At 63.8% G+C, this 21,956-nt stretch carries 22 protein-coding genes, 1 tRNA gene and 1 pseudogene; 11 read left to right on the forward strand and 13 right to left on the reverse strand.

Going from position 1 to position 21,956, the window contains the following annotated elements; genetic code table 11:
• Positions 1 to 4: 4 nt before the first annotated feature.
• Positions 5 to 643, reverse strand: a complete 639-nt coding sequence (gene cmk / locus GWG67_RS08910; protein WP_027514724.1) for a (d)CMP kinase — start codon at positions 641 to 643, stop codon at positions 5 to 7.
• Positions 640 to 1,977, reverse strand: a complete 1,338-nt coding sequence (aroA, locus tag GWG67_RS08915; RefSeq protein ID WP_275168850.1) for a 3-phosphoshikimate 1-carboxyvinyltransferase — start codon at positions 1,975 to 1,977, stop codon at positions 640 to 642. The genes cmk and aroA overlap by 4 nt, the downstream gene beginning before the upstream one ends.
• Before the next feature lie 172 nt (positions 1,978 to 2,149).
• Here aroA and GWG67_RS08920 point away from each other — a divergent pair, with 172 nt between their 5' ends.
• From GWG67_RS08920 to GWG67_RS08930, 3 genes are all read left to right on the forward strand, one after another.
• Positions 2,150 to 2,560, forward strand: a complete 411-nt coding sequence (locus GWG67_RS08920) for a TIGR02300 family protein (protein WP_007598417.1) — start codon at positions 2,150 to 2,152, stop codon at positions 2,558 to 2,560.
• Between the two features lie 66 nt (positions 2,561 to 2,626).
• A tRNA-Ala gene (locus tag GWG67_RS08925) sits at positions 2,627 to 2,702 on the forward strand.
• Positions 2,703 to 2,862: 160 nt separating this feature from the next.
• The gene (locus tag GWG67_RS08930; RefSeq protein ID WP_275168852.1) at positions 2,863 to 3,099 is read left to right on the forward strand and encodes a GIY-YIG nuclease family protein; all 237 of its coding nucleotides are present in this window, start codon (positions 2,863 to 2,865) and stop codon (positions 3,097 to 3,099) included.
• 14 nt (positions 3,100 to 3,113) lie between these two features.
• On the opposite strand, the gene GWG67_RS08935 is transcribed toward GWG67_RS08930, so the two are convergent.
• Positions 3,114 to 3,575, reverse strand: coding sequence for a MarR family winged helix-turn-helix transcriptional regulator (locus tag GWG67_RS08935; RefSeq protein WP_275168854.1), 462 nt, complete (start codon positions 3,573 to 3,575; stop codon positions 3,114 to 3,116).
• A gap of 152 nt (positions 3,576 to 3,727) precedes the next feature.
• Here GWG67_RS08935 and GWG67_RS08940 point away from each other — a divergent pair, with 152 nt between their 5' ends.
• From GWG67_RS08940 to GWG67_RS08975, 8 genes are all read left to right on the forward strand, one after another.
• Positions 3,728 to 4,153 carry an organic hydroperoxide resistance protein gene (locus GWG67_RS08940; protein ID WP_275168856.1) on the forward strand — a complete coding sequence of 142 codons (426 nt, stop codon included), beginning with the start codon at positions 3,728 to 3,730 and terminating at the stop codon, positions 4,151 to 4,153.
• A gap of 190 nt (positions 4,154 to 4,343) precedes the next feature.
• On the forward strand, positions 4,344 to 5,561 hold the full coding sequence (locus GWG67_RS08945) for a CaiB/BaiF CoA-transferase family protein (protein WP_275168858.1): 1,218 nt from the start codon (positions 4,344 to 4,346) through the stop codon (positions 5,559 to 5,561).
• A gap of 232 nt (positions 5,562 to 5,793) precedes the next feature.
• Complete coding sequence (gene ugpB / locus GWG67_RS08950) at positions 5,794 to 7,110, forward strand: sn-glycerol-3-phosphate ABC transporter substrate-binding protein UgpB (protein ID WP_275168859.1); 1,317 nt, start codon at positions 5,794 to 5,796, stop codon at positions 7,108 to 7,110.
• 47 nt (positions 7,111 to 7,157) lie between these two features.
• On the forward strand, positions 7,158 to 8,039 hold the full coding sequence (gene ugpA / locus GWG67_RS08955) for a sn-glycerol-3-phosphate ABC transporter permease UgpA (RefSeq protein ID WP_275168860.1): 882 nt from the start codon (positions 7,158 to 7,160) through the stop codon (positions 8,037 to 8,039).
• Positions 8,039 to 8,887 (forward strand): sn-glycerol-3-phosphate ABC transporter permease UgpE, encoded by an 849-nt coding sequence (gene ugpE, locus GWG67_RS08960; RefSeq protein WP_275168862.1) that lies wholly within the window; start codon positions 8,039 to 8,041, stop codon positions 8,885 to 8,887. Before ugpA ends, ugpE begins: the two co-directional genes overlap by 1 nt.
• Positions 8,888 to 8,892: 5 nt before the next feature.
• Complete coding sequence (locus GWG67_RS08965) at positions 8,893 to 9,981, forward strand: sn-glycerol-3-phosphate import ATP-binding protein UgpC (RefSeq protein WP_275168863.1); 1,089 nt, start codon at positions 8,893 to 8,895, stop codon at positions 9,979 to 9,981.
• Positions 9,982 to 10,274: 293 nt separating this feature from the next.
• Positions 10,275 to 10,700: an Hsp20 family protein gene (locus tag GWG67_RS08970; RefSeq protein ID WP_027566176.1), complete on the forward strand. Its 426-nt coding sequence runs from the start codon at positions 10,275 to 10,277 to the stop codon at positions 10,698 to 10,700.
• A 51-nt stretch (positions 10,701 to 10,751) separates the two neighbouring features.
• Entirely contained in the window at positions 10,752 to 11,024 is a 273-nt protein-coding gene (locus tag GWG67_RS08975; protein ID WP_007598581.1) for a DUF1150 domain-containing protein, read from the forward strand.
• 240 nt (positions 11,025 to 11,264) lie between these two features.
• Here GWG67_RS08975 and GWG67_RS08980 read toward each other — a convergent pair.
• The 10 genes and pseudogenes from GWG67_RS08980 to GWG67_RS09025 all read right to left on the reverse strand — a co-directional run.
• Positions 11,265 to 11,390 (reverse strand): annotated as a pseudogene (locus tag GWG67_RS08980) (transcriptional regulator); the annotation flags it as partial.
• A 374-nt stretch (positions 11,391 to 11,764) separates the two neighbouring features.
• The gene (gene ptsN / locus GWG67_RS08985) at positions 11,765 to 12,226 is read right to left on the reverse strand and encodes a PTS IIA-like nitrogen regulatory protein PtsN (protein ID WP_027514736.1); all 462 of its coding nucleotides are present in this window, start codon (positions 12,224 to 12,226) and stop codon (positions 11,765 to 11,767) included.
• 239 nt (positions 12,227 to 12,465) lie between these two features.
• Entirely contained in the window at positions 12,466 to 13,080 is a 615-nt protein-coding gene (gene raiA, locus GWG67_RS08990) for a ribosome-associated translation inhibitor RaiA (protein ID WP_275168865.1), read from the reverse strand.
• Between the two features lie 80 nt (positions 13,081 to 13,160).
• The gene (rpoN, locus tag GWG67_RS08995) at positions 13,161 to 14,774 is read right to left on the reverse strand and encodes an RNA polymerase factor sigma-54 (protein WP_275168866.1); all 1,614 of its coding nucleotides are present in this window, start codon (positions 14,772 to 14,774) and stop codon (positions 13,161 to 13,163) included.
• Positions 14,775 to 14,865: 91 nt separating this feature from the next.
• Complete coding sequence (gene lptB, locus GWG67_RS09000) at positions 14,866 to 15,864, reverse strand: LPS export ABC transporter ATP-binding protein (RefSeq protein ID WP_275168868.1); 999 nt, start codon at positions 15,862 to 15,864, stop codon at positions 14,866 to 14,868.
• A gap of 266 nt (positions 15,865 to 16,130) precedes the next feature.
• Positions 16,131 to 16,844 carry an LptA/OstA family protein gene (locus GWG67_RS09005; RefSeq protein ID WP_275168870.1) on the reverse strand — a complete coding sequence of 238 codons (714 nt, stop codon included), beginning with the start codon at positions 16,842 to 16,844 and terminating at the stop codon, positions 16,131 to 16,133.
• Between the two features lie 5 nt (positions 16,845 to 16,849).
• A complete protein-coding gene (lptC, locus tag GWG67_RS09010) occupies positions 16,850 to 17,578 on the reverse strand; it encodes an LPS export ABC transporter periplasmic protein LptC (RefSeq protein WP_275168872.1) in 729 nt (242 codons plus the stop codon).
• A gap of 144 nt (positions 17,579 to 17,722) precedes the next feature.
• Positions 17,723 to 18,337 (reverse strand): ribonuclease D, encoded by a 615-nt coding sequence (locus GWG67_RS09015; RefSeq protein ID WP_275168874.1) that lies wholly within the window; start codon positions 18,335 to 18,337, stop codon positions 17,723 to 17,725.
• A gap of 119 nt (positions 18,338 to 18,456) precedes the next feature.
• Positions 18,457 to 19,977 carry a 4-amino-4-deoxy-L-arabinose transferase gene (locus tag GWG67_RS09020; RefSeq protein ID WP_275168876.1) on the reverse strand — a complete coding sequence of 507 codons (1,521 nt, stop codon included), beginning with the start codon at positions 19,975 to 19,977 and terminating at the stop codon, positions 18,457 to 18,459.
• Positions 19,974 to 21,497 carry a hypothetical protein gene (locus tag GWG67_RS09025; RefSeq protein ID WP_275168878.1) on the reverse strand — a complete coding sequence of 508 codons (1,524 nt, stop codon included), beginning with the start codon at positions 21,495 to 21,497 and terminating at the stop codon, positions 19,974 to 19,976. Before GWG67_RS09025 ends, GWG67_RS09020 begins: the two co-directional genes overlap by 4 nt.
• Positions 21,498 to 21,956 lie beyond the last annotated feature (459 nt).

The raw sequence follows: 21,956 nt of genomic DNA on the forward strand, positions 1-21,956 counted from the left end.
CGGCTTAACCCCGCGACCGGCCCGCTCGGACGGCCTCGATAATGTCGATGGCGGCCCGGACGCCGCCTTCTATATCCAGTTGGGAGTTATCTAGCAAGTAAGCATCCGCGGCCGGCTTCAGGGGCGCGATCGCCCGGTTCTTGTCGCGTTCGTCGCGCTGGATGATGTCGGCGAGCACGGCCGCCTCGTCGGCCTCCTCGCCCCGCGCCTTGGCCTCCATGGTCCGGCGGCGGGCGCGGACCTTGGGGTCGGCGACGACGAAGATTTTCACGTCGGCATGGGGGCAGATCACGGTTCCAATATCCCGGCCATCGAGCACGGCGCCGGGCGGGTCGGCGGCGAATTGCCGCTGAAAACTGACCAGGGCCTCGCGCACCCTGGGGATCGCCGAGACGATGGAGGCGCCCTCGCCGGCCTTCTGGGTCTTCAGGGCGGGATTGCCGAACTTTTCGGGATCGAGTTCCAGCGCCGCGGCGACCGCCGCCGCCTCGTCCCGGAGATCATGCCCGGACTGCATCAGGGAATAGGCCACCGCGCGATAGATCACGCCGGTATCAAGATGACGGTAGCCGTAATGATGGGCAAGACGCTTGCCGAGCGTGCCCTTGCCCGACGCCGCGGGCCCGTCGATAGCGATGATCATGAAAACTCGGCCCCAAGCGAACGCATCATCGGGATGAAATCCGGAAAACTGGTGGCGATGAAGGCGGTGTCATCGACGGTCACGGGCTGGTCAGAGGCGCAGCCCATCACCAGCGCGGACATCGCGATGCGATGGTCCATGTGGGTGGCCACAACGCCGCCGCCGGGAACGTGGCCGCGGCCTTCGACGATCAAATCATCGCCGGAGACCTCGACCTTGACGCCGTTGACACGGAGCATCGCGGCAGTAGCTTCGAGACGGTCGGATTCCTTGACGCGCAGCTCCTGGAGGCCGCGCATGATGGTCGTGCCCTCGGCGAAGGCGGCCGCCACCGCCAGCACCAGATATTCGTCGATCATCGACGGAGCGCGCTCCGGCGGCACTTCGACACCGCGCAGTTTCGAGGCGCGTACGCGCAGCTTCGCCATCGGCTCGCCGGCGTCGCCGCGAACTTCGCTTTCCTCGATCGAGGCACCCATTTCGCGCAGCGTGGTGAAAAGACCGGTCCGCAGCGGATTGGTCATGACATCGGACAGGACGATTTCGGAGCCTTCGACGATCAGCGCAGCAACCACGGGGAACGCCGCCGACGAGGGATCGGCGGGCACGACGACATTGGCGCCATGCAGCTCCGGCTGGCCCACGAGCGTGATACGGCGGCCGTGCTGACCTTCCTGCACCGAGGTGATCTCGGCGCCGAAATGCTTGAGCATCAGCTCCGTGTGGTCGCGACTGGCCTCGGTTTCGATGACGGTCGTGGTGCCCGGCGCAGCCAGGCCCGCGAGCAGCACGGCGGATTTGATCTGGGCCGAGGCGACAGGCGTCTTGTAGGTGATCGGCAGCGGATCGCGCGCACCCTGGACAGTCAGCGGCAAACGGCCGCCCTCGCCGCCGGAGACGACCTTCGCACCCATCTTTTCCAGCGGGTCCAGAATCCGGCGCATGGGCCGGCTCCGCAGCGAGGCATCGCCGTCGAAAATCGCAGAGATCGGGCAGCCCGCAACGGCGCCCATGACGAGCCGGCAGCCGGTGCCGGAGTTGCCGAAATCCAGCGGCGCTTTGGGCTCCGCAAAGCCTGCGACACCCACGCCGTTCACCTTCCAGGCGAAATCCCCGGTGCGTTCGACCCTGGCGCCGAGCGCCTGCATGGATTTGGCGGTGTTAAGGACGTCCTCGCCCTCCAGGAGGCCCGAAATCCGCGTCTCTCCCACCGCGAGCGCGCCGAGGATGAGGGCGCGGTGGGAGATCGACTTGTCTCCGGGCACCCTTACTTTCCCGGTCAGGGGACCGCTGGCGCGCGACTGGAGCGGCGTCGGCTTGTCGGAATCGGTCAAGTTTGTGTCCTTGGATAGGCCCGAAACGTCCCTGTGGGACTCGCGGGGCAGGTATCACATGGTCTCCCCGCCGTCACGGGCATGTCGTTCTCCCGCAATGCGCTATTGACAGCGGGCCGCCAACTAGCCAAGTGAAGCACCGCTTTTCAGACATTTCCAGGATTCCTCTGCCGTGGCCAAGTCCGAACTCGGAACTAAACGTATTTGCCCGACCACGGGCAAAAAGTTCTATGACCTCAACAAGAATCCGGTGATCTCGCCCTATACCGGTGAAGTCGTGCCGATCGCGCCCATCGCGCCGGCTCGCGCGCCCCGTGGCGCCGAAGCTCGCCACGCAGCCGCTGCCGCCGACGCCACGCCGGAGCCGGCGGAGGTCGAGGAGGTCTCGCTCGAGGAGGCCGATGCCGAGGAGAACACCGGCAAGGTCAAGGCCGTTGTGCCCGAATCCGAGGACGACATCGAAGTCGATGAGACCATCGAGGACGATGACGACGATGATTCGACCTTTATCGCCGACGACGAAGAAGGCGATGAGGACGTCACCGACATCATTGGTGATGTCGGCGGTGACGAAGAGACTTGAGATAATTCCAGAACTGTGGTTCTGGGTCTTTCCCGACGCGTCGCCCAAGGCGCGTCGGACAGTTAAGGGGCCATAGCTCAGCTGGGAGAGCGCTTGCATGGCATGCAAGAGGTCGGCGGTTCGATCCCGCCTGGCTCCACCAGCCTTCGCTCGCTTCGCGAGCTACGGCTGGGCAAGCCCGGGAAGTCCCTCGTAGCGAAGTGAGCGAAGGCTGTCCCGCCATAGCCCGCAGGGCGACGGCGGACGAGGCAAGCATCTCGAGGCTCCCGGGAACTGCTATCCTGCCCTCGGGAGGAAGCGGAATGAAATACGTCTACATCCTCGAAAGTCTCGACCACGAGCACTTCTATGTCGGCATCACCGACGACCTGCGGGCTCGTTTGACGAAACATAACGCTGGCGAGGTGCCGCACACCTCAAAATATGGACCTTGGCGAATTCGCACCTATTTCGCGTTCGATGACGCCGCGCGCGCCCTCGCGTTCGAGCGCTATCTCAAATCTGGCTCTGGGCGCGCGTTCGCGAAGAAACATTTCTGAGGGCCGAACTCCCCCTACTCCCCGATCACCGCATTCAACCGATCGCGCAACGCCACAATCTCATCCTTCATCGCGACCAGTTCCGAGACCGAGCAATCCGACGCTGCCAGGATCGATTGCGGCACGGCGCGGGCCTTGTCCTTCAGGGCGTGGCCCTGCGGTGTCAATGCGATCAGCACCTGACGCTCGTCTTCGCTCGAGCGCGTGCGCTTGACGAGGTGGGCGGCCTCGAGGCGCTTGAGCAGCGGCGTCAGCGTGCCCGAATCCAGGTGCAGCTTTTCGCCGATGCTTTTGACCGGCACGTCGTCGCGCTCCCACAGCACCAGCATCACCAGATATTGCGGATAGGTCAGGCCGAGCCGGTCCAGCAGCGGCTTGTAGACGCGGTTGAAGGCATGCGCGGCCGAATAGACCGCGAAGCAGATCTGGTTGTCGAGGCGCAGCGGCGCGTCCGCTGCTGAATGTTTCCGGGGCATCGAGAATCTCACAGGACCAGCTCCATTCTGGGGCCGGCCGGCGCCACATTCAATTGCCAACAATTAAATGTGAGACGCCATAATTTCAATTGTGCGCAATCTAATTGTTTGCGATAAGGATCGCGCCCCACCCGAAACACAGGGAGACCAAAATGTCAGCGAATGTCCTCTACAAGACCAGCGCAAAGGCCACCGGCGGCCGCGACGGCCATGCTGCGACCCTCGACGGCGCGCTCGACGTCAAGCTCACCACGCCGAAGGAGCTCGGCGGCGGAGGCGGCGCCGGCAACAATCCCGAGCAGCTGTTTACGGCGGGCTATGCCGCCTGCTTCATCGGCGCGATGAAGTTCGTGTCCTCGCAGGGCGGGCCGAAGGTTCCGGCCGACGCCTCCGTGACCTCCACCGTCGGTATCGGCCCGCGCGCGGCCGGCGGATTCGGTCTCGATATCGACCTTGCCGTCTCGCTGCCGGGCCTCGCCCGTGCGGAAGCCGAGGCGCTGGTCGAGAAGGCGCACCAAGTGTGCCCGTATTCCAACGCGACGCGCGGCAATGTCGACGTTCGCCTGACGGTCGTCTGATCGGTTCGGTGAAGCGGTTGGCCCGGGATACCCCTCGGGCCGGCCGCTTCCCTTGATTTGCCTAGCCTTCATTTGCCATGCCGCGGGATTGCGGCAACCGGCCTGCATGACGCCCTACGCGGGAAGCCATTGCCGGCTCGGACGAACCTCGTTAGGCCTGTGATCACATCGACACAGGGGACCCGAAGGCATGACTGAAGCCGTCAGTTCTGGAGCTGCCACGGGCGCAATGAGCGGCCTGCGCGTCATCGATCTCACGCGCGTGCTCGGCGGTCCCTATTGCACCCAGATCCTCGCCGACCACGGCGCCGACGTGATCAAGGTCGAGCCGCCCGCAGGCGACGAGGTGCGCGACTGGGGCCCTCCCTTCCACGAGGAAGACGCGGCCTATTTCATCGGCATCAACCGCAACAAGCGCTCGATCGGCCTCGACCTCGCCTCCGAGGGCGGCCGGACCGTGCTGCTCAAGATGCTGGAGAGCGCCGACGTCCTGATCGAGAACTTCAAGCCGGGCACGCTGGAGAAATGGGGTATCGGCAACGAGGTGTTGCGCGAAAAATTCCCGCGCCTCGTGCATTGCCGGATCTGCGGCTTCGGCGCCGACGGCCCGCGCGGCGGCAATCCCGGCTATGACGCCATCATCCAGGCCATGACCGGCATGATCGCGGCAACCGGCTCGCCCGAGAGCGGACCGATGCGGATCGGCGTGCCGCTGGTTGACATCGGCACCGGCCTCTATGCGGCGATCGGCATCTTGATGGCGCTGGCGGAACGGCAGCGCTCCGGCCAGGGCCAGTTCCTGGAGACCACGCTGTACGAGACCGGTCTGGCCATCATGCATCCGCACACCGCGAATTATTTCATGCATGGCAAGCCGCCGGCGCTCACCGGCAACGAGCATCCCAACCTCGTGCCTTATGCGATCTTCCCGACCAAGACCGACAATATCTTCATCGGCGTCGGCAATGACGGCACCTTCCGCAAGCTCGCCAAGGAGATCGGCAAGCCCGAGCTCGGCACCGATCCGCGCTTTGCGCGCAACAAGGACCGCATCGCCAATCGCGAGGCGTTGCGGGCCGAGCTCGGCGCGGTGTTCAGCCAGCACGAGGCCGAGCCGCTGTGCAATCGCCTCCTCGCCGCGGGCCTGCCCGCAGGCCCCGTGCAGACGATCGACCAGGCGTTGACCAACCCGCACACGATCGCGCGCGGCGATATTATCGAGAAGGATTGGTACAAGGGCGTGGCGTCGCCGATCCGGCTCGATCGCAGCAAGCCGAGCCTGCGGCGCCTGCCGCCGAAATTCAGCCAGCACGCGGCCGAGGTGCTGGGCGAATTCGGCTACTCCAGGTCCGAGATCGACGCGATGGTCGAGCAGGGCACGGTCTGCGGACCCGAGCGCAAGCGGTAGGGCCCTCGCCCTCCAAATCCGACGGCAATGCCGCACTGCGGCGCGGGCGCTCTGTGCACCGCGAACGGAGGACGCTGCGCGCGCGGCATTCGCCTATTTGACGGCTTCCCTTTTGCCGCGCTTGCCGCTTTCGTTTCGGCCGCTTACACAGTCATGTGAACGTCATATGGCGCTGCTAGCGCAAGCGATCATTTTTGACGGCCTAAGAGAACGGCCAAGGGAGGTTTACTTGATGGCTCTTCGACACTTTGGAGCAGCTGCCGCTATTGCACTCACGGTTGGACTATCGGCCTCGCCGGCCTTGGCCGCGACCGAAATCCAGTGGTGGCACGCGATGACCGGCGCCAACAACGACGTCATCGTCAAGCTCGCCACCGACTTCAACGCGTCGCAGAGCGACTACAAGGTGATCCCGACCTACAAGGGCAACTATCCCGATACGATGAACGCCGGCATCGCGGCGTTCCGCGCCGGCAACGCCCCGCACATCATGCAGGTGTTCGAAGTCGGCACCGCGACCATGATGGCCGCGACCGGCGCCGTGAAGCCCGTCTACAAGCTGATGGCCGACGCCGGCGAGAAGTTCGATCCCAAGATCTACCTGCCCGCCATCACCGGCTACTATTCGACCTCGAAGGGCGAAATGCTGTCCTTCCCGTTCAACTCGTCCTCGACCGTGATGTGGGTGAACCTCGACGAGCTGAAGAAGGCGAACGTCGAGATCCCGAAGACCTGGCCCGAAACGTTCGAGGCCGCCAAGAAGCTGAAGGCTGCCGGTCACGACACCTGCGGCTTCTCCGGCTCCTGGGTCACCTGGGTCAATCTCGAGCAGCTCTCCGCCTGGCACAACGTGCCGCTCGCCAGCAAGGCTAATGGCCTCGACGGCTTCGACACCGTGCTCGAGTTCAACGGACCGCTTCAGGTCAAGCATCTCGAAACCCTGGTCGAGCTGCAGAAGACCAAGACGTATGATTACGCCGGCCGCACCAACACCGGCGAGGGTCGCTTCACCTCCGGCGAGTGCCCGATCTACCTGACCTCGTCGGCTTTCTTCGGCAACGTCAAGGCGCAGGCCAAGTTCGCCTTCACCGCTGTGCCGATGCCGTATTATCCGGACGTCAAAGGCGCGCCGCAGAACTCGATCATCGGCGGCGCTTCGCTGTGGGTGATGGGCGGCAAGTCGGCCGAGGAATACAAGGGCGTCGCGAAGTTCCTGACCTTCCTCTCGGACACCGATCGCCAGGTCTATATCCACAAGGCCTCCGGCTATCTGCCGATCACCAAGGCTGCTTATGAGAAGGCCAAGGCCGAGGGCTTCTACAAGGATCAGCCCTACCTCGAGACCCCGCTGCTCGAGCTGACCAACAAGGAGCCGACCGAGAACTCACGCGGTCTGCGCCTCGGCAACATGGTTCAGCTCCGTGACGTCTGGTCGGAAGAGATCGAGCAGGCGCTGGCCGGCAAGAAGACCGCCAAGCAGGCGCTGGATGCCGCCGTCGAGCGCGGCAACACGATGCTGCGGCAGTTCGAAAAGACCGCCGTCAAGTGAGGCAATGAGCGGCAGGCCGCGACCCGGCCTGCCGCTCTGCTGGCATCATGCAAAAGCAAGCCATTTTCCAGTCAAGGCTGTTACCGTACGCGCTGGTTGCGCCGCAGCTCGCGATCGTCTTGATTTTCTTCTATTGGCCGGCCCTGCAGGCGGTGATCCAGTCCTTCCTGCTCCAGGATGCGTTTGGGCTGTCGACCACCTTTGTCTGGTTCGAGAATTACATCGACCTGTTCAAGGACGCAGCCTATTTCGAGGCGATCGTCCGAACGTTCTTCTTCTCGTTCGCCATCGCCGTCTCGTCGCTGTCCTTCGCGCTGCTGCTCGCCGTAATGGCGGACAAGCCGCTGCGCGGCTCGATGCTCTATCGCACGCTGCTAATCTGGCCCTATGCGGTGGCGCCGCCCGTGGTCGGCGTGCTCTGGATCTTCATGCTGCATCCCTCGCTCGGCGTGCTTTCGCGCTATCTGCGCAACATGGGTATCGACTGGAATCCGCTGCTCGACGGTGACCAGGCCGCCGCGCTGATCATCCTCGCCGCCGCGTGGAAGCAGATCTCCTATAATTTCCTGTTCTTCCTCGCCGGCCTGCAGGCGATCCCGAAGAGCGTGTTCGAGGCCGCCGCGATCGACGGCGCGCGTCCGATGCGGCGGTTCTGGACCGTGACCTTCCCGCTGCTGTCGCCGACCATCTTCTTCCTGCTGGTGGTCAACATCGTCTACGCCTTCTTCGACACGTTCGGCATCATCGACACCATGACCCGCGGCGGTCCGGGAACGTCGACGGTCACGCTGGTCTACAAGGTCTATTCCGACGGCTTGCTCGGCGGCAATCTCGGCAGCTCGGCGGCGCAATCGGTGATCCTGATGGTCATGGTTATCGTGCTCACGGGAATCCAGTTCCGCTTCGTCGAACGCAAGGTGACCTACTGATGGTCGAGGAAGAGGGCTTCCGGCGCTACATCGCCCATATCATCCTCTGGATCGGGATCGCGATCGTCGCCTTCCCCGTCTACATCGCGTTCGTCGCCTCGACCCAGGACAACGCGCTGATCGCCAACGGGCAGATGTCGCTGCTGCCGGGCGGTCATTTCTTCGAGGTCTACTACCAGACCATTTTCGTCGGCACGAGCGGCTCGACCCGCGAGCCCGTCGGCAACATGATGCTGAACTCGCTGGTGATGGCGCTGCTGATCGCGGTCGGCAAGATCGCGATCTCGATCATCTCGGCCTATGCGATCGTGTATTTCCGCTTTCCGTTCCGGATGCCGATCTTCTGGATCATCTTCGTCACCCTGATGCTGCCGGTCGAGGTTCGCATCTATCCGACCTACAAGATCGTCGCCGATCTGCACATGCTCGACAGCTATGCGGGCCTGTCGCTGCCGCTGATCGCCTCGGCCACCGCGACGCTGCTGTTCCGCCAATTCTTCATGACCGTGCCGGACGAGCTGCTGGAGGCCTCGCGCATCGACGGCGCCGGTCCCCTGCGCTTCTTTTGGGATACGCTGCTGCCGCTGTCGCGCACCAACATGGCGGCGCTGTTCGTGATCCTCTTCATCCTCGGCTGGAATCAGTATCTCTGGCCGCTGCTGATCACCACCCGCGACGACATGCAGACCATCCAGGTCGGCATCCGCAAGATGATCACCACCACCGACGCGCTGACCGAATGGCCGATCGTGATGGCGACCGCCGTGCTGGCGATGCTGCCGCCGGTGTTCGTCGTCGTAGCGATGCAGAAACTGTTCGTGCGCGGACTCGTGGAGACGGAAAAGTAAATCTCATGGCTAACGTCACCCTGCGCAACGTCCGCAAGACCTATCCCGGCGGCTTCGAGGCCATCAAGGGCGTCAACGTCGATGTCGGCGACGGACAATTCTGCGTGCTGGTCGGCCCATCCGGCTGCGGCAAGTCGACATTGCTGCGCATGGTCGCAGGCCTCGAGACCGTCACCGGCGGCGAGATCGACATCGGCGGCCGCATCGTCAACCAGATCGAGCCCGCCGACCGCGACATCGCCATGGTGTTCCAGAACTACGCGCTCTATCCGCATATGAGCGTCTTCAACAACATGGCCTACGGCCTGCGCAACCGCGGCATGAAGGAGGCCGAGGTCAAGAGCCGCGTCGACGAAGCCGCGCGCGTGCTCGAGCTCACGTCGATGCTGGAGCGCAAGCCGCGCCAGCTCTCCGGCGGCCAGCGCCAGCGCGTCGCCATGGGCCGCGCCATCGTGCGCCAGCCGAAAGTGTTTCTGTTCGACGAGCCGCTGTCCAATCTCGACGCCAAACTCCGCATCGCGATGCGGGTCGAGATCCGCAAATTGCAGCGCCGGCTCAACACCACGTCGATCTACGTCACCCACGACCAGCTCGAGGCGATGACGCTCGCCGACGTTCTCGTGGTGATGAATGGCGGTCAGGTCGAGCAGGTCGGCAATCCGCTCGCGATCTACGAGAAGCCGGCGACGACCTTCGTCGCCTCGTTCATCGGCGCGCCGCCGATGAATCTGATGTCGACGCGGCCCGAGGAGATCCGGTCGCAGCTCGCCGGCAGCGGCGCGGCTGACGCCGGCATCCTCGGCATCCGCCCGGAGGATTTCGTCATCACCGACCAGACGCCCGCCGACGGCGTCGTGTTGCCGCTGACCGTCGAAGCGATCGAGCGCGTCGGCGCCGAAACCTTCGTCTACGGCACGCGGGCTCAGGACGAGCAGCGCATCGCCGCCAATCCCGGCGAGCTGCCCCCCGGCGAGGTCATCGTCCGCATTCCCGGCTCAGAGGCGCCGCCGATCGGCGAGAAGATCCGCGTCGCAGCGATGCGCCAAAAGCTGCATCTGTTCAGCGGCGACGGCCGGACGCGGATCGAGGCCTGACCGGTTCCACGGGGCCGTCGATTAAAAAGCGCGAAAACAACCCCATGCACAGTAGAAGGGAGTTTGTTTTCGTTGAGAAAAATCGCGCCGCAATTCGTCTTGCCGGGCTTGTCGCAGGCGTTTCGCGCCATGGCGGCAAGTCAGCATTCGTGCATGGCAGAGTGGGTGAGCTGCCAATCCACAGCCCCCGCTACGTCCTTGAACCCACACGCGGATATGCCCATATTGCTGGTCAAGGGGTGCCTTGACGGGCCCTGATGCACCAAAGTCGCTTCGAGAGGACTTTGTAAACTATGTCTCGTGTTCCCACGCTTTCCAGTCCGTTCCTTCTGGGCTTCGACGAGATCGAGCGCGTGCTCGATCGGGTCGTCAAAGGCGCCGACGGTTACCCTCCCTACAATATCGAGAGGTGCGACCGATCGGAGGGCCAGCCCGAGCGTTTGCGGATCACGCTGGCGGTCGCCGGATTCACCCGCGACCAACTCGATGTAACCATTGAGGAAAACCAGCTCGTCATTCGCGGACGGCAGCAGGACGACAAGTCCCGGCAATACATCCATCGCGGCATCGCCGCGCGCCACTTCCAGCGCACTTTCGTGCTGGCGGAGGGGATGTTGGTGCTGGGTGCGGATCTGAAGAACGGATTGCTGGCGATCGATCTTGCCCGGCCGGAACCGGAGAGGATCGTTAAGACAATCGCTATCAATGAGCACGAATAATGGAACGAGTAGCGGACTCGACCGCTTAGTTTCTGTGAAGGAGTCGAGACCATGAGTGAAGGTCACGTTGCGTTCGAATACGAAGCCAAGAACGTCTCGCCGGAGACGCTGGCAACCCTCGGCGAAGGCCATATCGCCTATGTGAAGCAGATCCGCTCCGAGGATGTGCCGGGCCTGTTTCCCGAAGCGCCGAAGATCGCGCCGGGCCTCAAGCTCTTCGCGCTCCACGCCGCCGACGGCACGCCGATCATGCTGACCGACAGCCGCGAAGCCGCGATCGCCAACGCCTGGAGCAACGAGCTGCAAGCGGTGAGCGTGCACTGAGCGCACGCACGTCGCACGAATAGGATTTCAAGCGGGCATGCTCTCAGGCGAGAGCGTGCCCGTTTCTATTTGTGCGCATCAAACTCGCCGTCATGCCCGGGCTTGACCCGGGCATCCACGTTCTTGGTGCTGCGAGGTAAGGCGTGGATGGCCGGGTCAAGCCCGGCCATGACGACGTTCAAACTTCAGCGTCGCAAGGCGAGGTCCGAGCATCGAGATATCGACGATTGGCTCTCAGCGTTACGCCGCGGTCGCCGACGGCAGCGCGAGCACCGAATAGATCGCCTGGGCGTCGCGCGAGGCGCGAAGCTTCTTCGCGATGTCCTGGTCGCGGAGCAGGCGGGCGATGCGGGCGAGCGCCTTCACTGCTGGCTATCAGCCGAAAGGCGACGAGCCACGCTCAAATCTGAGGCGCGCTCCATTCTAGATTTGCCTGATAGTCGATATCACCATGCAAAATAGCATCACGGCTCCCCACCCGAGTGCGACCCAGTAGAAGCACACGGAGGCGCCGAAAACCGTCTCGTTGCTTGCGCGGGTTACATAGCCGTTGGGACTCCAAACCTTTCCCTTGGTACTCGCAAGCCGCAATTGCCAAACCACGCTGGCCAACCATCCCAACATGCCGGCGAGTACGAGGAATGTCATCAAGGGCTAGCCCGCTCGCAAATTTACCGGGGCACGCTCGCCGCAGTATGTGCAAAAGGAGCGAGCAGCGTCTCGATATAGGCTCTAACTTGTTACGCCGCAGTCGCCGGCGGCAGCGCGAGCACGGAATAGATCGCCTGGGCATCGCGCGAGGCGCGGAGCTTTTTGGCGATGTCCTGGTCGCGCAGCAGGCGGGCGATGCGGGCCAGCGCCTTGAGGTGATCGGCGCCGGCGCCTTCGGGGGCGAGCAGCAGGAAGACGAGATCGACCGGCTGGCCGTCCATCGATTCGAAATCGATCGGGCGATCGAGGCGCGCGAACAGGCCGAAGATCTTTTCCAGCTTGGGCAGCTTGCCGTGGGGAATGGCGACGCCGTAGCCGACCGCGGTGGTGCCGAGCTTTTCGCGCTGCAGGAGCACCTCGAACACGGAGCGCTCGTTCTGCCCGGTCAGCTCGGCGGCCTTGGCCGCGAGTTCCTGAAGCGCCTGCTTCTTGCTGTTGACCTTCAATGCCGGGAGAATCGCCTCGGGCGCGACCAGATCGGTAATCGGCATGGAAGTCTTCCGAGGTGAATGAAAACGTCAGGTTCCGAATTGGCCAGCCTGGACAAAGAACCTGGGCGGGCCGACGTCGAGAAGTTGAAGCAGGAAGCGGGACTTAGCTCGCCCCTGATGTGGGGGGCTTCTACTCCAACGCAATCCCGGTGCCAACTCCCGCGTGCAGCTTTGCCCCGGTCATTGTTAAGGCCGAAAGGGGCCCCGGCGCGGAGCCCCAGGGGCGTCGCCCGACGGCCTCAGGCCTTGCCGTCCTTGCCGTCCGCCTTGGTGCCCGGGGGGTCGATCCAGCCGACATTGCCGTCGGCCCGGCGGTAGATGATGTTCACCCGACCCGAAGAACCGTGCTGAAACACCAAGCAAGGCGCCCCGCTGAGGTCGAGTTCCATGACCGCTTCGCTGACGGACAGCGGCTTCAGCGAGGTGGTGGCCTCGGCGATGATGACGGGGCTGTAGCCGGTGATCTCGTCCTCGTCCTCACCCTCGCCCGGTGCCTCCAGCACGTAGCTGGTGGCATCCATGGCGGCCAGCGCCGCGGAGGCGACATGGGCCTTGCGGGCGGAGCGGTCCTTGAGCCGGCTCTTGTAGCGCTTGAGCCGCTTCTCGATCATCAGCAGCGCCTGGTCGGCACTGGCATAAGCGTCCGGTGCGTTCGAATCGGCCTCGAGCGTAATTCCCGAATCAAGATGCAGCGCACAGTCGGTGCGGAAGCCGAAGCCGTCCTTGCTCAGCGTGATGTGACCCGAGTAATTGCCGTCGAAATATTTGCGCAGGACCTCTTCAGTCCGGTCGGTGACGCGGCCGCGCAGGGCCTCGCCGACATTGACGCTCTTTCCCGAGATGCGGAGAGTCATGTGAACCTCGCTTGGTTCGTGCCTGGCCAGGATCGGGCCCGATAGCAGATCGAGAGTAGCGCGATTTGGCGCCGGCGCAATCAGGCCGGTTCGGGATTGCGGGAGCGATCGGCCATGGCGGTGGAGAGGACGTTACCAAGAGCGCTCTGCTTGTCGCGACGGCGTTGCACCGAGGAAGGAATGCGCATGGCTTCGCGGTACTTCGCGACCGTGCGGCGGGCGATATCAATGCCCGAGCCGCGCAAGCGTTCCACGATCGTGTCGTCGGACAGGATCGCGGACGGCGCCTCCGCATCGATCAGCTGCTTGATGTGATGGCGCACGGCTTCGGCCGAATGCGCCTCGCCGCCATCGGCCGAAGCGATCGAGGCCGTGAAGAAATATTTCAGCTCGAACGTGCCGCGATTGGTCGCCATATATTTGTTGGCGGTGACACGCGACACCGTGGATTCATGCATCTGGATGGCGTCGGCGACGGCCTTCAGATTCAGCGGTCGCAGATGCGCCACACCATGGGTGAAGAAGCCGTCCTGCTGGCGCACGATCTCGGTTGCGACTTTCAGGATGGTGCGGGCGCGCTGGTCGAGCGCGCGCACCAGCCAGGTCGCGTTCTGAAGCGCGTCGGTGAAATAGGATTTGTCGCCGTCCTTGCCGATCTTCTTCGAGAGCTGCGAATAGTAGGTCTGGTTGACCAGCACGCGCGGCAAGGTGTCGCTGTTGAGCTCGACATGCCAGCCGCCATCGGGACCCGGGCGGACATAGACATCGGGCACCATGGTCTGCAGCCGGGCCGAGCCGAACTTCATGCCGGGCTTGGGATTGAGCCGGCGGATCTCGCCGATCATGTCGGCGATGTCCTCGTCGTCGACGCCGCAGACCTTGCGCAAGGCTCCGATGTCGCGCTTGGCGAGGAGGTCGAGATGCTCGACCAGGGCCTGCATCGCGGGATCGTAGCGGTCGAGCTCGCGGAGCTGGATCGCCAGGCATTCGCTCAAATTGCGCGCGCAGACCCCGGGCGGGTCGAATTTTTGCAGCAAGGCAAGAACGTTCTCGACGTCCTGTTGCGACGCGCCAAGCCGTTCGGCGGCCTGGCCGAGATCCGGGGGCAGATAGCCGGCCTCGTCGACGAGGTCGATCAAATACTGGCCGATCATGCGCTGCGCGGCCCCGGTGAAGGCGACCGAGAGCTGCTCGGCGAGATGGTCGCCAAGCGTGATCTCCGCGGCGACGAAGGCTTCGAGATTGTAGTCCTCGTCACCGGAGGCGCCCCCGCCCCATTCGGTATAGGTGGTCGGCGCCGCATCCTGGGCGTTGCGGGCGGCGGCCTCGGCCGGTTCCTCGGAGAAGACGTTGTCCAGGCCGGTGTCCATGGTCTGCTCGATCTCGGCGCGGGTGCCGAGATCCTTGCTCATCCACTCTTCCTGGCCGGGCTCGAAGGCTTCGCCCGGGCCGCCGCCGGGCTCGTCGTTGTGGCCGCCGTCGCTATCGTTGAACTGGCCGGTCTCGGCCGGGCCCTCGCCGGCGGGCGGCTCGTCATTGGCCCGTTCCAGCAGGGGGTTACGCTCGAGTTCCTCTTCGACGAACGTCGTGAGATCGAGATTGGACAATTGCAGCAGCTTGATCGCCTGCATCAACTGCGGCGTCATGACCAGCGACTGCGATTGCCGGAACTCTAATCTCTGCGAAAGCGCCATGAAGCAAGAACCGATCCCAAAAAGTTGGTCCGATTTTTGCTTATCCTAGTCCAAGCCCGATGTACACGTCTTGACGAAATGGAAAAACGGGCTAGAGGCGGAATTCCTCGCCAAGGTAAAGGCGGCGCACGTCCGGATCGGCGACGATCTCATCCGGGCTCCCCTCGGTGAGGATTTCACCGGCATAGACGATGTAGGCGCGATCAGTAAGGCCAAGCGTCTCGCGCACATTGTGGTCGGTGATCAGCACGCCGATGCCGCGGTTGGTGAGGTGGCGGACGAGGTCCTGGATATCGCCGACCGCGATCGGATCGATGCCGGCAAAGGGCTCGTCGAGCAGCATGTAGTTCGGGCGCGTCGCCAGCGCGCGCGCGATCTCGACGCGGCGCCGCTCGCCGCCGGACAGCGCGATCGACGGCGATTTCCGCAGGCGCGTGATGTTGAATTCGTCGAGCAGCGAGTCGAGCTGCTGCTCGCGCTTCTTGCGCGAGGGCTCGACCACTTCGAGCACGGCGCGGATGTTCTGCTCGACGGTAAGGCCACGGAAGATCGAGGCTTCCTGCGGCAGATAGCCGATGCCGAGCCGCGCACGCTGATACATCGGCAGCTTGGTGACGTCGTGGCCGTCGAGCTCGATCGCACCGCGATCGGCCTTGATCAGGCCGGTGATCATGTAGAACACGGTGGTCTTGCCGGCGCCGTTGGGGCCGAGCAGGCCGACCGCTTCGCCGCGGCGCACATAGATGCTGACGCCGCGCACGACCTGGCGGCTGCCAAAACTCTTTTCCACGCTATGCACAGCCAGGAAGCCCGGCCGCTTCAAGAGCTGAGGCCCGCCCGCGCCGTTGGGCCTGCCGGCGGCCCTCACGGGGTGAACCGCCTGGGCCCGGGGCTGCTCGGCCTGATAGTCGCCATGGAACTGATCGGGTGCATGCATCGGCTGGTTACGGGCGATCGGCGGCGCGTCCCGTACGGGACTGGCCACGAGACCACCGACGCTGTCACCGAGCGCGGTGATGTCCTGGCGCGCAAATCCTGGCCGGCCGCGTTTGGCGGGGCGCCGACGGAACATGCTGAAGAGATCGACCATCCCCGCCTTCTAGCCTTTCGCGACGATCCTGCGCGGTCTTCGCGCGATCTGCCGCGCCGGCCTCAGGATTCGCCGACGCAGCATGAATGAAGGGATGTCTCATGCCCAGTGAAACACGCCCGAAAAGCGGCGGACCCCGCTTCGAAAGCCCTTCGCGCTAGATACAGTCTCGGCGGGCAAGCTTCAACCTCGGATCGGCAGCGCTCGACCCAACCATCTGAAATCATTCTTCAAATTTACTTTGACTTACTTTGACTTACTTTGACTTACTTGGGCTTACCTGCGCCAGGCAATTGCAAAGGTCCCGCATTGGGCTTGGCCGCGCCTCCGGATCCGCAATCATTGCCGCCGCCCTGCGGCAGCAGCGCCTGCACCCGGCCGCTGTCGGATTCCACACGCGACACGCCGGTGGTCATGTCGACCGCCAGCCGGTCGCCGCGCAGCACGTTCTTGCACTGCGTCAGGACGACGCCGCCAAGCATGGTGATGAGGTTGGTCCTGGTGTCGAACACGGCGGTCTCGCCCGTCACCACCTGGTCCTTCTGGGTGACGACGACATTGCCGCGCGCCTCCAGCCGCTTGATCGAGGAGTTGCCCCCCGGCCCCGGCGTCGCCGACTGCATCGGCGCCCCCTTTGCCGACTTCGCCGCAGGCTGCGGCGCGGCCGGCTTGTCGCCGCCCGAATCGTAAAACACCACCAGCGTCTTCGAGGTCATGGTGGTGTCGCCCTGAATGACCTTCACATTGCCGGAGAAGGTCGCCTCCTTCTTCTTGTCGCGCATCTCGAGCGAGGCGGCTTCGATCTGGATCGGCTGATCGCGGTTCTGCGAGAACCCCTGCATCGCGTTGGGCACGCCTTGCATCGTGCTCTGCGCGCTTGCCGCACCGGTTGCGATCAGTGCGATGATGCCGACAGCGAGCGCGGCCGCACCAGGGATGACGCGCCGCTTGTCGTCGTTGCGCGGAAAAAACCTGATCATGAAAATCACTTTGAATTGGCAGACTTGTTCTGGGGCGTACGTGTCTTCGCCGGCGACGCGGGCTCGGCCGGCGCAGGCGCGCTGGCGGCGGGATCGTCCAGCTTGTCGAGGTGCATCACCACATTGCCTTCGAAGCGGATGACGTCGCCGCCTTCCGTGATCCGCAGCCGATCCGCGGTCAGCGTTCCGTTGGTCAGCTTGACGTCGACATGCTCGTCCGAGGAGACCGTGCCCTTGCCCATGTCGACGAAGGCCGAGTTCAGCCGCGCCTCGTAACCGGTCGAGGTGCGCAGGAAGATGTCTTTGTGCAGGTCGAGCTGCTGCTGCTTGTTGTCGAACCTTCCGGTGCGGGCATCGAGGAACAGGGTCGATTGGTCTTCCATCAGCACTTTCGCGCGCAAATCATGGAGATCGACATGATCGGGATCGGTGATGTCCTGGGTCGCGGTCTTGGCCCAGAGCTCGTAGGGCCGTTGGTCCGGCGTGAAGCCGGACATGTGCGGTGATTCCATCGTGATCTTGGTGCCTGTCACCACGAGATTTCCGGAGTCGAGCTTCACGGGAATCTGGAACGGGTTGAAGATGGTCGAGATGAGGACGAGCAGACCCATTGCCGCAGCCACTGTCGCCGGCACCGCGATGCGCAGAATCCGCACCAGGCGGCTGTGGCGCGCCGCGCTGGCGAACTTCGCCGCAAGCGCGGCATCATAGGTGACATTATGGGCCGAATTCACCTGGGCTCCTGAGGTGTCGCTCGCCTTGTCCGGTTGGCGGGCGCCCCATTGTAGCCGGCAACGCCAAAATATGCAGCCTGCGACAGGCCGTCACGAAAGTGTCTGAAACGGGGCGACCGCCCAATCCGGCCGCCACGCGAAAGCCTAGGAATGCGCGAAAATGTCCTCTTCAGCCCAGCCCTGGAGATCGAGCAGGGCGCGGGTCGGCAGGAAGTCGAAACAGGCTTTGGCCAGCGCGGTGCGACCTTCGCGCACCAGCATGGCATCGAGCCGCTCGCGCAAGCCGTGCAGATGCAGCACGTCGGAAGCGGCGTAGGCGAGCTGCGGCTCCGTCAGGCTGTCGGAACCCCAATCGCTCGATTGCTGCTGCTTGGAGAGGTCGACATTGAGCACCTCGCGCACGAGGTCCTTGAGGCCATGGCGGTCGGTATAGGTGCGGATCAGGCGGGAGGCGATCTTGGTGCAGTAGATCGGCCCGGTCATGACACCAAACGTCTGGTACAGCACCGCGACGTCGAACCGCGCAAAGTGGAAGATTTTCGTGTTGGCGGAATTGGCCAGCAGGGCCTTCAGATTCGGCGCGTCGGTATGCCCTTTGGGGATCTGCACCACGTCTGCGCTGCCGTCGCCGGGCGAGAGCTGCACCACGCAGAGCCGGTCGCGGTGCGGGTTCAGGCCCATGGTCTCGGTGTCGATCGCCACCGCTCCGGTGTAGCGGGACAGATCGGGCAGGTCGCCGCGGTGCAGGCGTACGGTCATGGCGTTTCAAACCTCAATCGAATCGATGCGCCTAGGCAGGCTAATCCCCGGGACAGATGCTGGCGAGGGCCGGCCGCGATGTATCCGCTGGCAGCTGCCGGCGCAAGCGTCAGGCGCGGCTAGTAATTCAGGCGTACGAGTACGTCGTTGACGCCGAAGGGGCTGGCGGGCGCATCGCAAGCGCCGCGGCGCGCGAAGACGCAGGCCGGCTTGTCATCGCTCATTGTCGCGCAACTTCGTGGCGAGAAATCCGCCGGCAATTCGCTGGCCAAGGTCGCCGGGCCGATGATGCGGTTGAACCCGGCCTGGTGCGTCTGCACCACAGCCGGAAGTCGTCCCTTGGCCAGGGGGTCGTCCCGATAAAAGGAATAGATCGGCTTGCGGGCCGCGAGCTGCCCACGCCCGGGCACAAAGGGATAGTTGATGGCGTACAGGGCCAGACCGCAGACTTCAGGATCGGCCTCGAGCTCCGCCATCAATTGGGCCACGCCGATGCCGCGCATCCAGTTGTCGCGCATGATGAGCGTAGCGCCCGACAGACCGAGGGAGAGCAGCAGCCAGCCGCCACATGCGACGGCAAGGGCCCGGGAGCGCCACGCGCGCTGCCGGCGCATCATCTGGACCCAATCGGCGGAGCCAAGCGCCGCCGCGATGATCAGCAGCACGATCGACAGGAAAATGAAACGGTATTCCTTGTGCACGATCATGCTGTGAAACGCGACGTTGACGACGGCCGCGACGATCAGCAGGGGGGCATGTCGCCAACCGCGCCAGAGCGCCAGCAGCATCAGCAGCGTCGTGCCCGACCACAGAATTGAAGCCTGGAGAACGTAAGCGGCCGCCGGCGCGTCACCGAATTCGGATGCGCGGTCATACAGGAGGTTTTGCTGAATATTCCGGACGAGCCACGCAAACGGCGCTGAGCCGTGAACCAGGTCGAGGGCGCCGGACAGCACCAGGACGACGCATGCGCCCGCGACCAGCGCGATCGCGTTTCGCAGGTCGCGCCAGCACGCCGCCAACGCAAACACCGCGCAAGCCGGCACATATTGAAAGCGCCAGACACAGGCGAGAGCAAGCAGTGCACCTGCGGTGAAGAGCCGGTTTCGCGCCAGTTCGCCCGTCAGCAGATAAGCCGCCGGCAGGATCGCGGCCGTCGCAAGCGGTTCGCTCAGCGTGTGGGGCGCGTAGTAGACCAGCTCGAACCAGACCGCGGCGGCAAACGCCGCAACGACGGCATGCGACCTGGAGATGCGTTCGCCGAAATGCCAGGCGGTTGCGACGATCGACAGCGAGGCGAGCCCGACCACCAGGCGAGGCACGACGAAGGCGCCCCACCCGCCCGGCGCAAGCCAGTCTCCGAGAGCGACAGGCCCTGCGAGCAAGGTCGGCAGAAACCAGCTCCGAATGCCGTCGCGCCATTCCCAGGTGACGACCCCCTGGTTTCCGAGCAGGCGCCAGGCCGGCTCCAGATATTGATACAGCTCGTCGACGTGAACGATGTTCGGCCAGAAGGCGAGCGGCAGCCGGACTGCCGCGGCCAGCAGCAGCAATGCGCACAAGGCGCCGTACCGCATCGCGAAGCTCTCGGCTTTGACGGCGGGCGCGATGGCGGGCAGAGCTGCGGCGCTGGTCGTCATTGTGTTTTGGCTTCGCCGGCCAAACCGGATTGCGGCCTGACGTAAACGGTCTCGTAGGCGCCGGTGTATTGCTCGCGCCAGCCTCGCCGCTCCACCAGGAACTGCCGCAGCTGTTGGTGCGCCTTGACCCACAGCACGGCGTCGATCCGGTATTTGTCGAGCACCAGGTCCCACGCGGTTTCGTCGATCTCCCAGCTCACCAGCTTGAAATAGTCACGCAGCAAATCGTCCGGGTAGGCGGTCGCGGCGCGGCCATCGACGAACAGGGGAACGGTCCCGTGCGTCGCGAAAATCAGATAGCCGCCGACGTTCCAATTGTTCAGGACCCGCCGGCCTTCGAGATGCCTTTGCAGATAGCCGGCATCTTCGCTCGACAGCATCGGCGGAAGTGCGAGCGCCGGCGCCACGCGCAAGTAAGCCATCGGGAGGGTGCCGAGACCGACGATGCCGGCGGCCAGCAACGCTCCCCGCACGTCGCGACCAGTGAGACGCTCAGGCAGCAAGCGGCTGAGGTGAAGCGCCATCGGCGCGGTCGAGAAGATGAAGAAGAAAGCGATGTACCTGAACTGATACAGCCCCAGAATCAGGAACAGCCAGGACATCAACCTCGGCTCGAGCGGGATGGGCCTGGAGTTTCTGTAGCGGAGCTCGAGCGCGACAAAGGCCAGCATGTACAGGATGCCGGGAATGCTGCCCGGCATTTCCATGTTGTGATAGTAGGACAGCCATTCGCCGATATTGCCCTGGACGAAGTGCCCCATCGTCGCGGCGGCACCGGCATAGATAGTCCAGCCGAGCGGATTGACGAATGTCGCGGCAAGGCACGCGATCGCCGCGAGAGCAAGGACCCTGAGGTCGGCCCAGGCCCCTCTGAGCAAGGCGGCGCCGCAGAAGACGCCAATCACCAAAAAGCCCAGCAGAAAACCGCCGTGCAGATTGGCCCAGAGCACCATCAACACGGGAAGCACGAACCATCGCGTTCGTCTCAGGCATTCGCGATAGAAGACGACGCAGAACAGCATCGTGCATGTATTCGGCGAGACCGCGAGATACATGTTCGGCGAAGCTTCGTAAGCGGGATAGAGCAGGCAGGCCAGGAAGACCGAGACGCAGACTGCGATGGCCGACGCGCCGTAGCCGAGAGAGATCGCAGTCAGGATGCCGACGATCGCTGCGCCACAGGCGACCGTCGACAGGACGAGGCCGCCGAAGCCTGTGTATTGAAACGTCGCACTGGCAAGCGCGTCCCAGAGCCAGGACAGATTGAGCCATGGCTTGTCGCCGTGGGTGAACGACCACGGATCCTGGAGCGGGATGGCGTTGCGTTCCCGGATGAGATCTCCAGCCGCGAGATGCCAGCCCAGATCGTAGTGACCGAGCAGAAGCGGTGCGTTCAGGACGTAGAACAGGCAAATGAACGAGATCAGGAACAGATAAATCCCCGATCTCAGGAAGAACGGGCTGATCGCGTTCGCAACCTTGTCGAATGCCGGCTCGTGCCAGACCTGGTGCTGATCCACCGCTTCCCTCACGACAAAGCGAGCCCGATGGCTCCGCGCTCGCCGACGGTCGGATGCGAGCCTGCCCGCTGACTTAGGGCCAGTTTGTCTAAAGTAGGGTAAATTCGGACGGTGCAATCGATGGGGTTTGGCGGAATGAATTTTGGCGCGACGGCGGGCTTCCGAGGCCGCTAAGCAGCTGTTTAGACTTGAAAGTTTCAGCGCCCAATAAAAGTTATTAGACATTGAACGGAGGGTCCGGCATGGCCGTGAGCGCCGATTTGGGAGAGACGCTCGAGAGCGTGATGAACGAACTCGTGGCGTCCGGCCGGTGCCGCCGTCATTATTCGTCAGCGTAGCTCCTGTTCCACATTCAGGTGAACCAACCCTGGGCCTTTGATGACCAAAGTTGCATGTATCACCTATTGGTCGAAATCTCGTAAGTCAGGTCAAGGCGCATTCAAAGGCATTGATTGGAGA

It is taken from the genome of Bradyrhizobium sp. CSS354, from assembly GCF_029051725.1.
Taxonomy (GTDB): Bacteria; Pseudomonadota; Alphaproteobacteria; order Rhizobiales; family Xanthobacteraceae; genus Bradyrhizobium.

Bases quoted from the DNA above. Each gene is read 5' to 3' on its own strand.
- cmk (WP_027514724.1), bottom strand. From the start codon at position 643: ATGATCATCGCTATCGACGGGCCCGCGGCGTCGGGCAAGGGCACGCTC.
- GWG67_RS08930 (WP_275168852.1), top strand. From the start codon at position 2,863: ATGAAATACGTCTACATCCTCGAAAGTCTCGACCACGAGCACTTCTAT.
- GWG67_RS08935 (WP_275168854.1), bottom strand. From the start codon at position 3,575: ATGCCCCGGAAACATTCAGCAGCGGACGCGCCGCTGCGCCTCGACAAC.
- GWG67_RS08940 (WP_275168856.1), top strand. From the start codon at position 3,728: ATGTCAGCGAATGTCCTCTACAAGACCAGCGCAAAGGCCACCGGCGGC.
- GWG67_RS08945 (WP_275168858.1), top strand. From the start codon at position 4,344: ATGACTGAAGCCGTCAGTTCTGGAGCTGCCACGGGCGCAATGAGCGGC.
- ugpB (WP_275168859.1), top strand. From the start codon at position 5,794: ATGGCTCTTCGACACTTTGGAGCAGCTGCCGCTATTGCACTCACGGTT.
- ugpA (WP_275168860.1), top strand. From the start codon at position 7,158: ATGCAAAAGCAAGCCATTTTCCAGTCAAGGCTGTTACCGTACGCGCTG.
- ugpE (WP_275168862.1), top strand. From the start codon at position 8,039: ATGGTCGAGGAAGAGGGCTTCCGGCGCTACATCGCCCATATCATCCTC.
- GWG67_RS08965 (WP_275168863.1), top strand. From the start codon at position 8,893: ATGGCTAACGTCACCCTGCGCAACGTCCGCAAGACCTATCCCGGCGGC.
- GWG67_RS08970 (WP_027566176.1), top strand. From the start codon at position 10,275: ATGTCTCGTGTTCCCACGCTTTCCAGTCCGTTCCTTCTGGGCTTCGAC.
- GWG67_RS08975 (WP_007598581.1), top strand. From the start codon at position 10,752: ATGAGTGAAGGTCACGTTGCGTTCGAATACGAAGCCAAGAACGTCTCG.
- ptsN (WP_027514736.1), bottom strand. From the start codon at position 12,226: ATGCCGATTACCGATCTGGTCGCGCCCGAGGCGATTCTCCCGGCATTG.
- raiA (WP_275168865.1), bottom strand. From the start codon at position 13,080: ATGACTCTCCGCATCTCGGGAAAGAGCGTCAATGTCGGCGAGGCCCTG.
- rpoN (WP_275168866.1), bottom strand. From the start codon at position 14,774: ATGGCGCTTTCGCAGAGATTAGAGTTCCGGCAATCGCAGTCGCTGGTC.
- lptB (WP_275168868.1), bottom strand. From the start codon at position 15,864: ATGGTCGATCTCTTCAGCATGTTCCGTCGGCGCCCCGCCAAACGCGGC.
- GWG67_RS09005 (WP_275168870.1), bottom strand. From the start codon at position 16,844: ATGATCAGGTTTTTTCCGCGCAACGACGACAAGCGGCGCGTCATCCCT.
- GWG67_RS09015 (WP_275168874.1), bottom strand. From the start codon at position 18,337: ATGACCGTACGCCTGCACCGCGGCGACCTGCCCGATCTGTCCCGCTAC.
- GWG67_RS09020 (WP_275168876.1), bottom strand. From the start codon at position 19,977: ATGACGACCAGCGCCGCAGCTCTGCCCGCCATCGCGCCCGCCGTCAAA.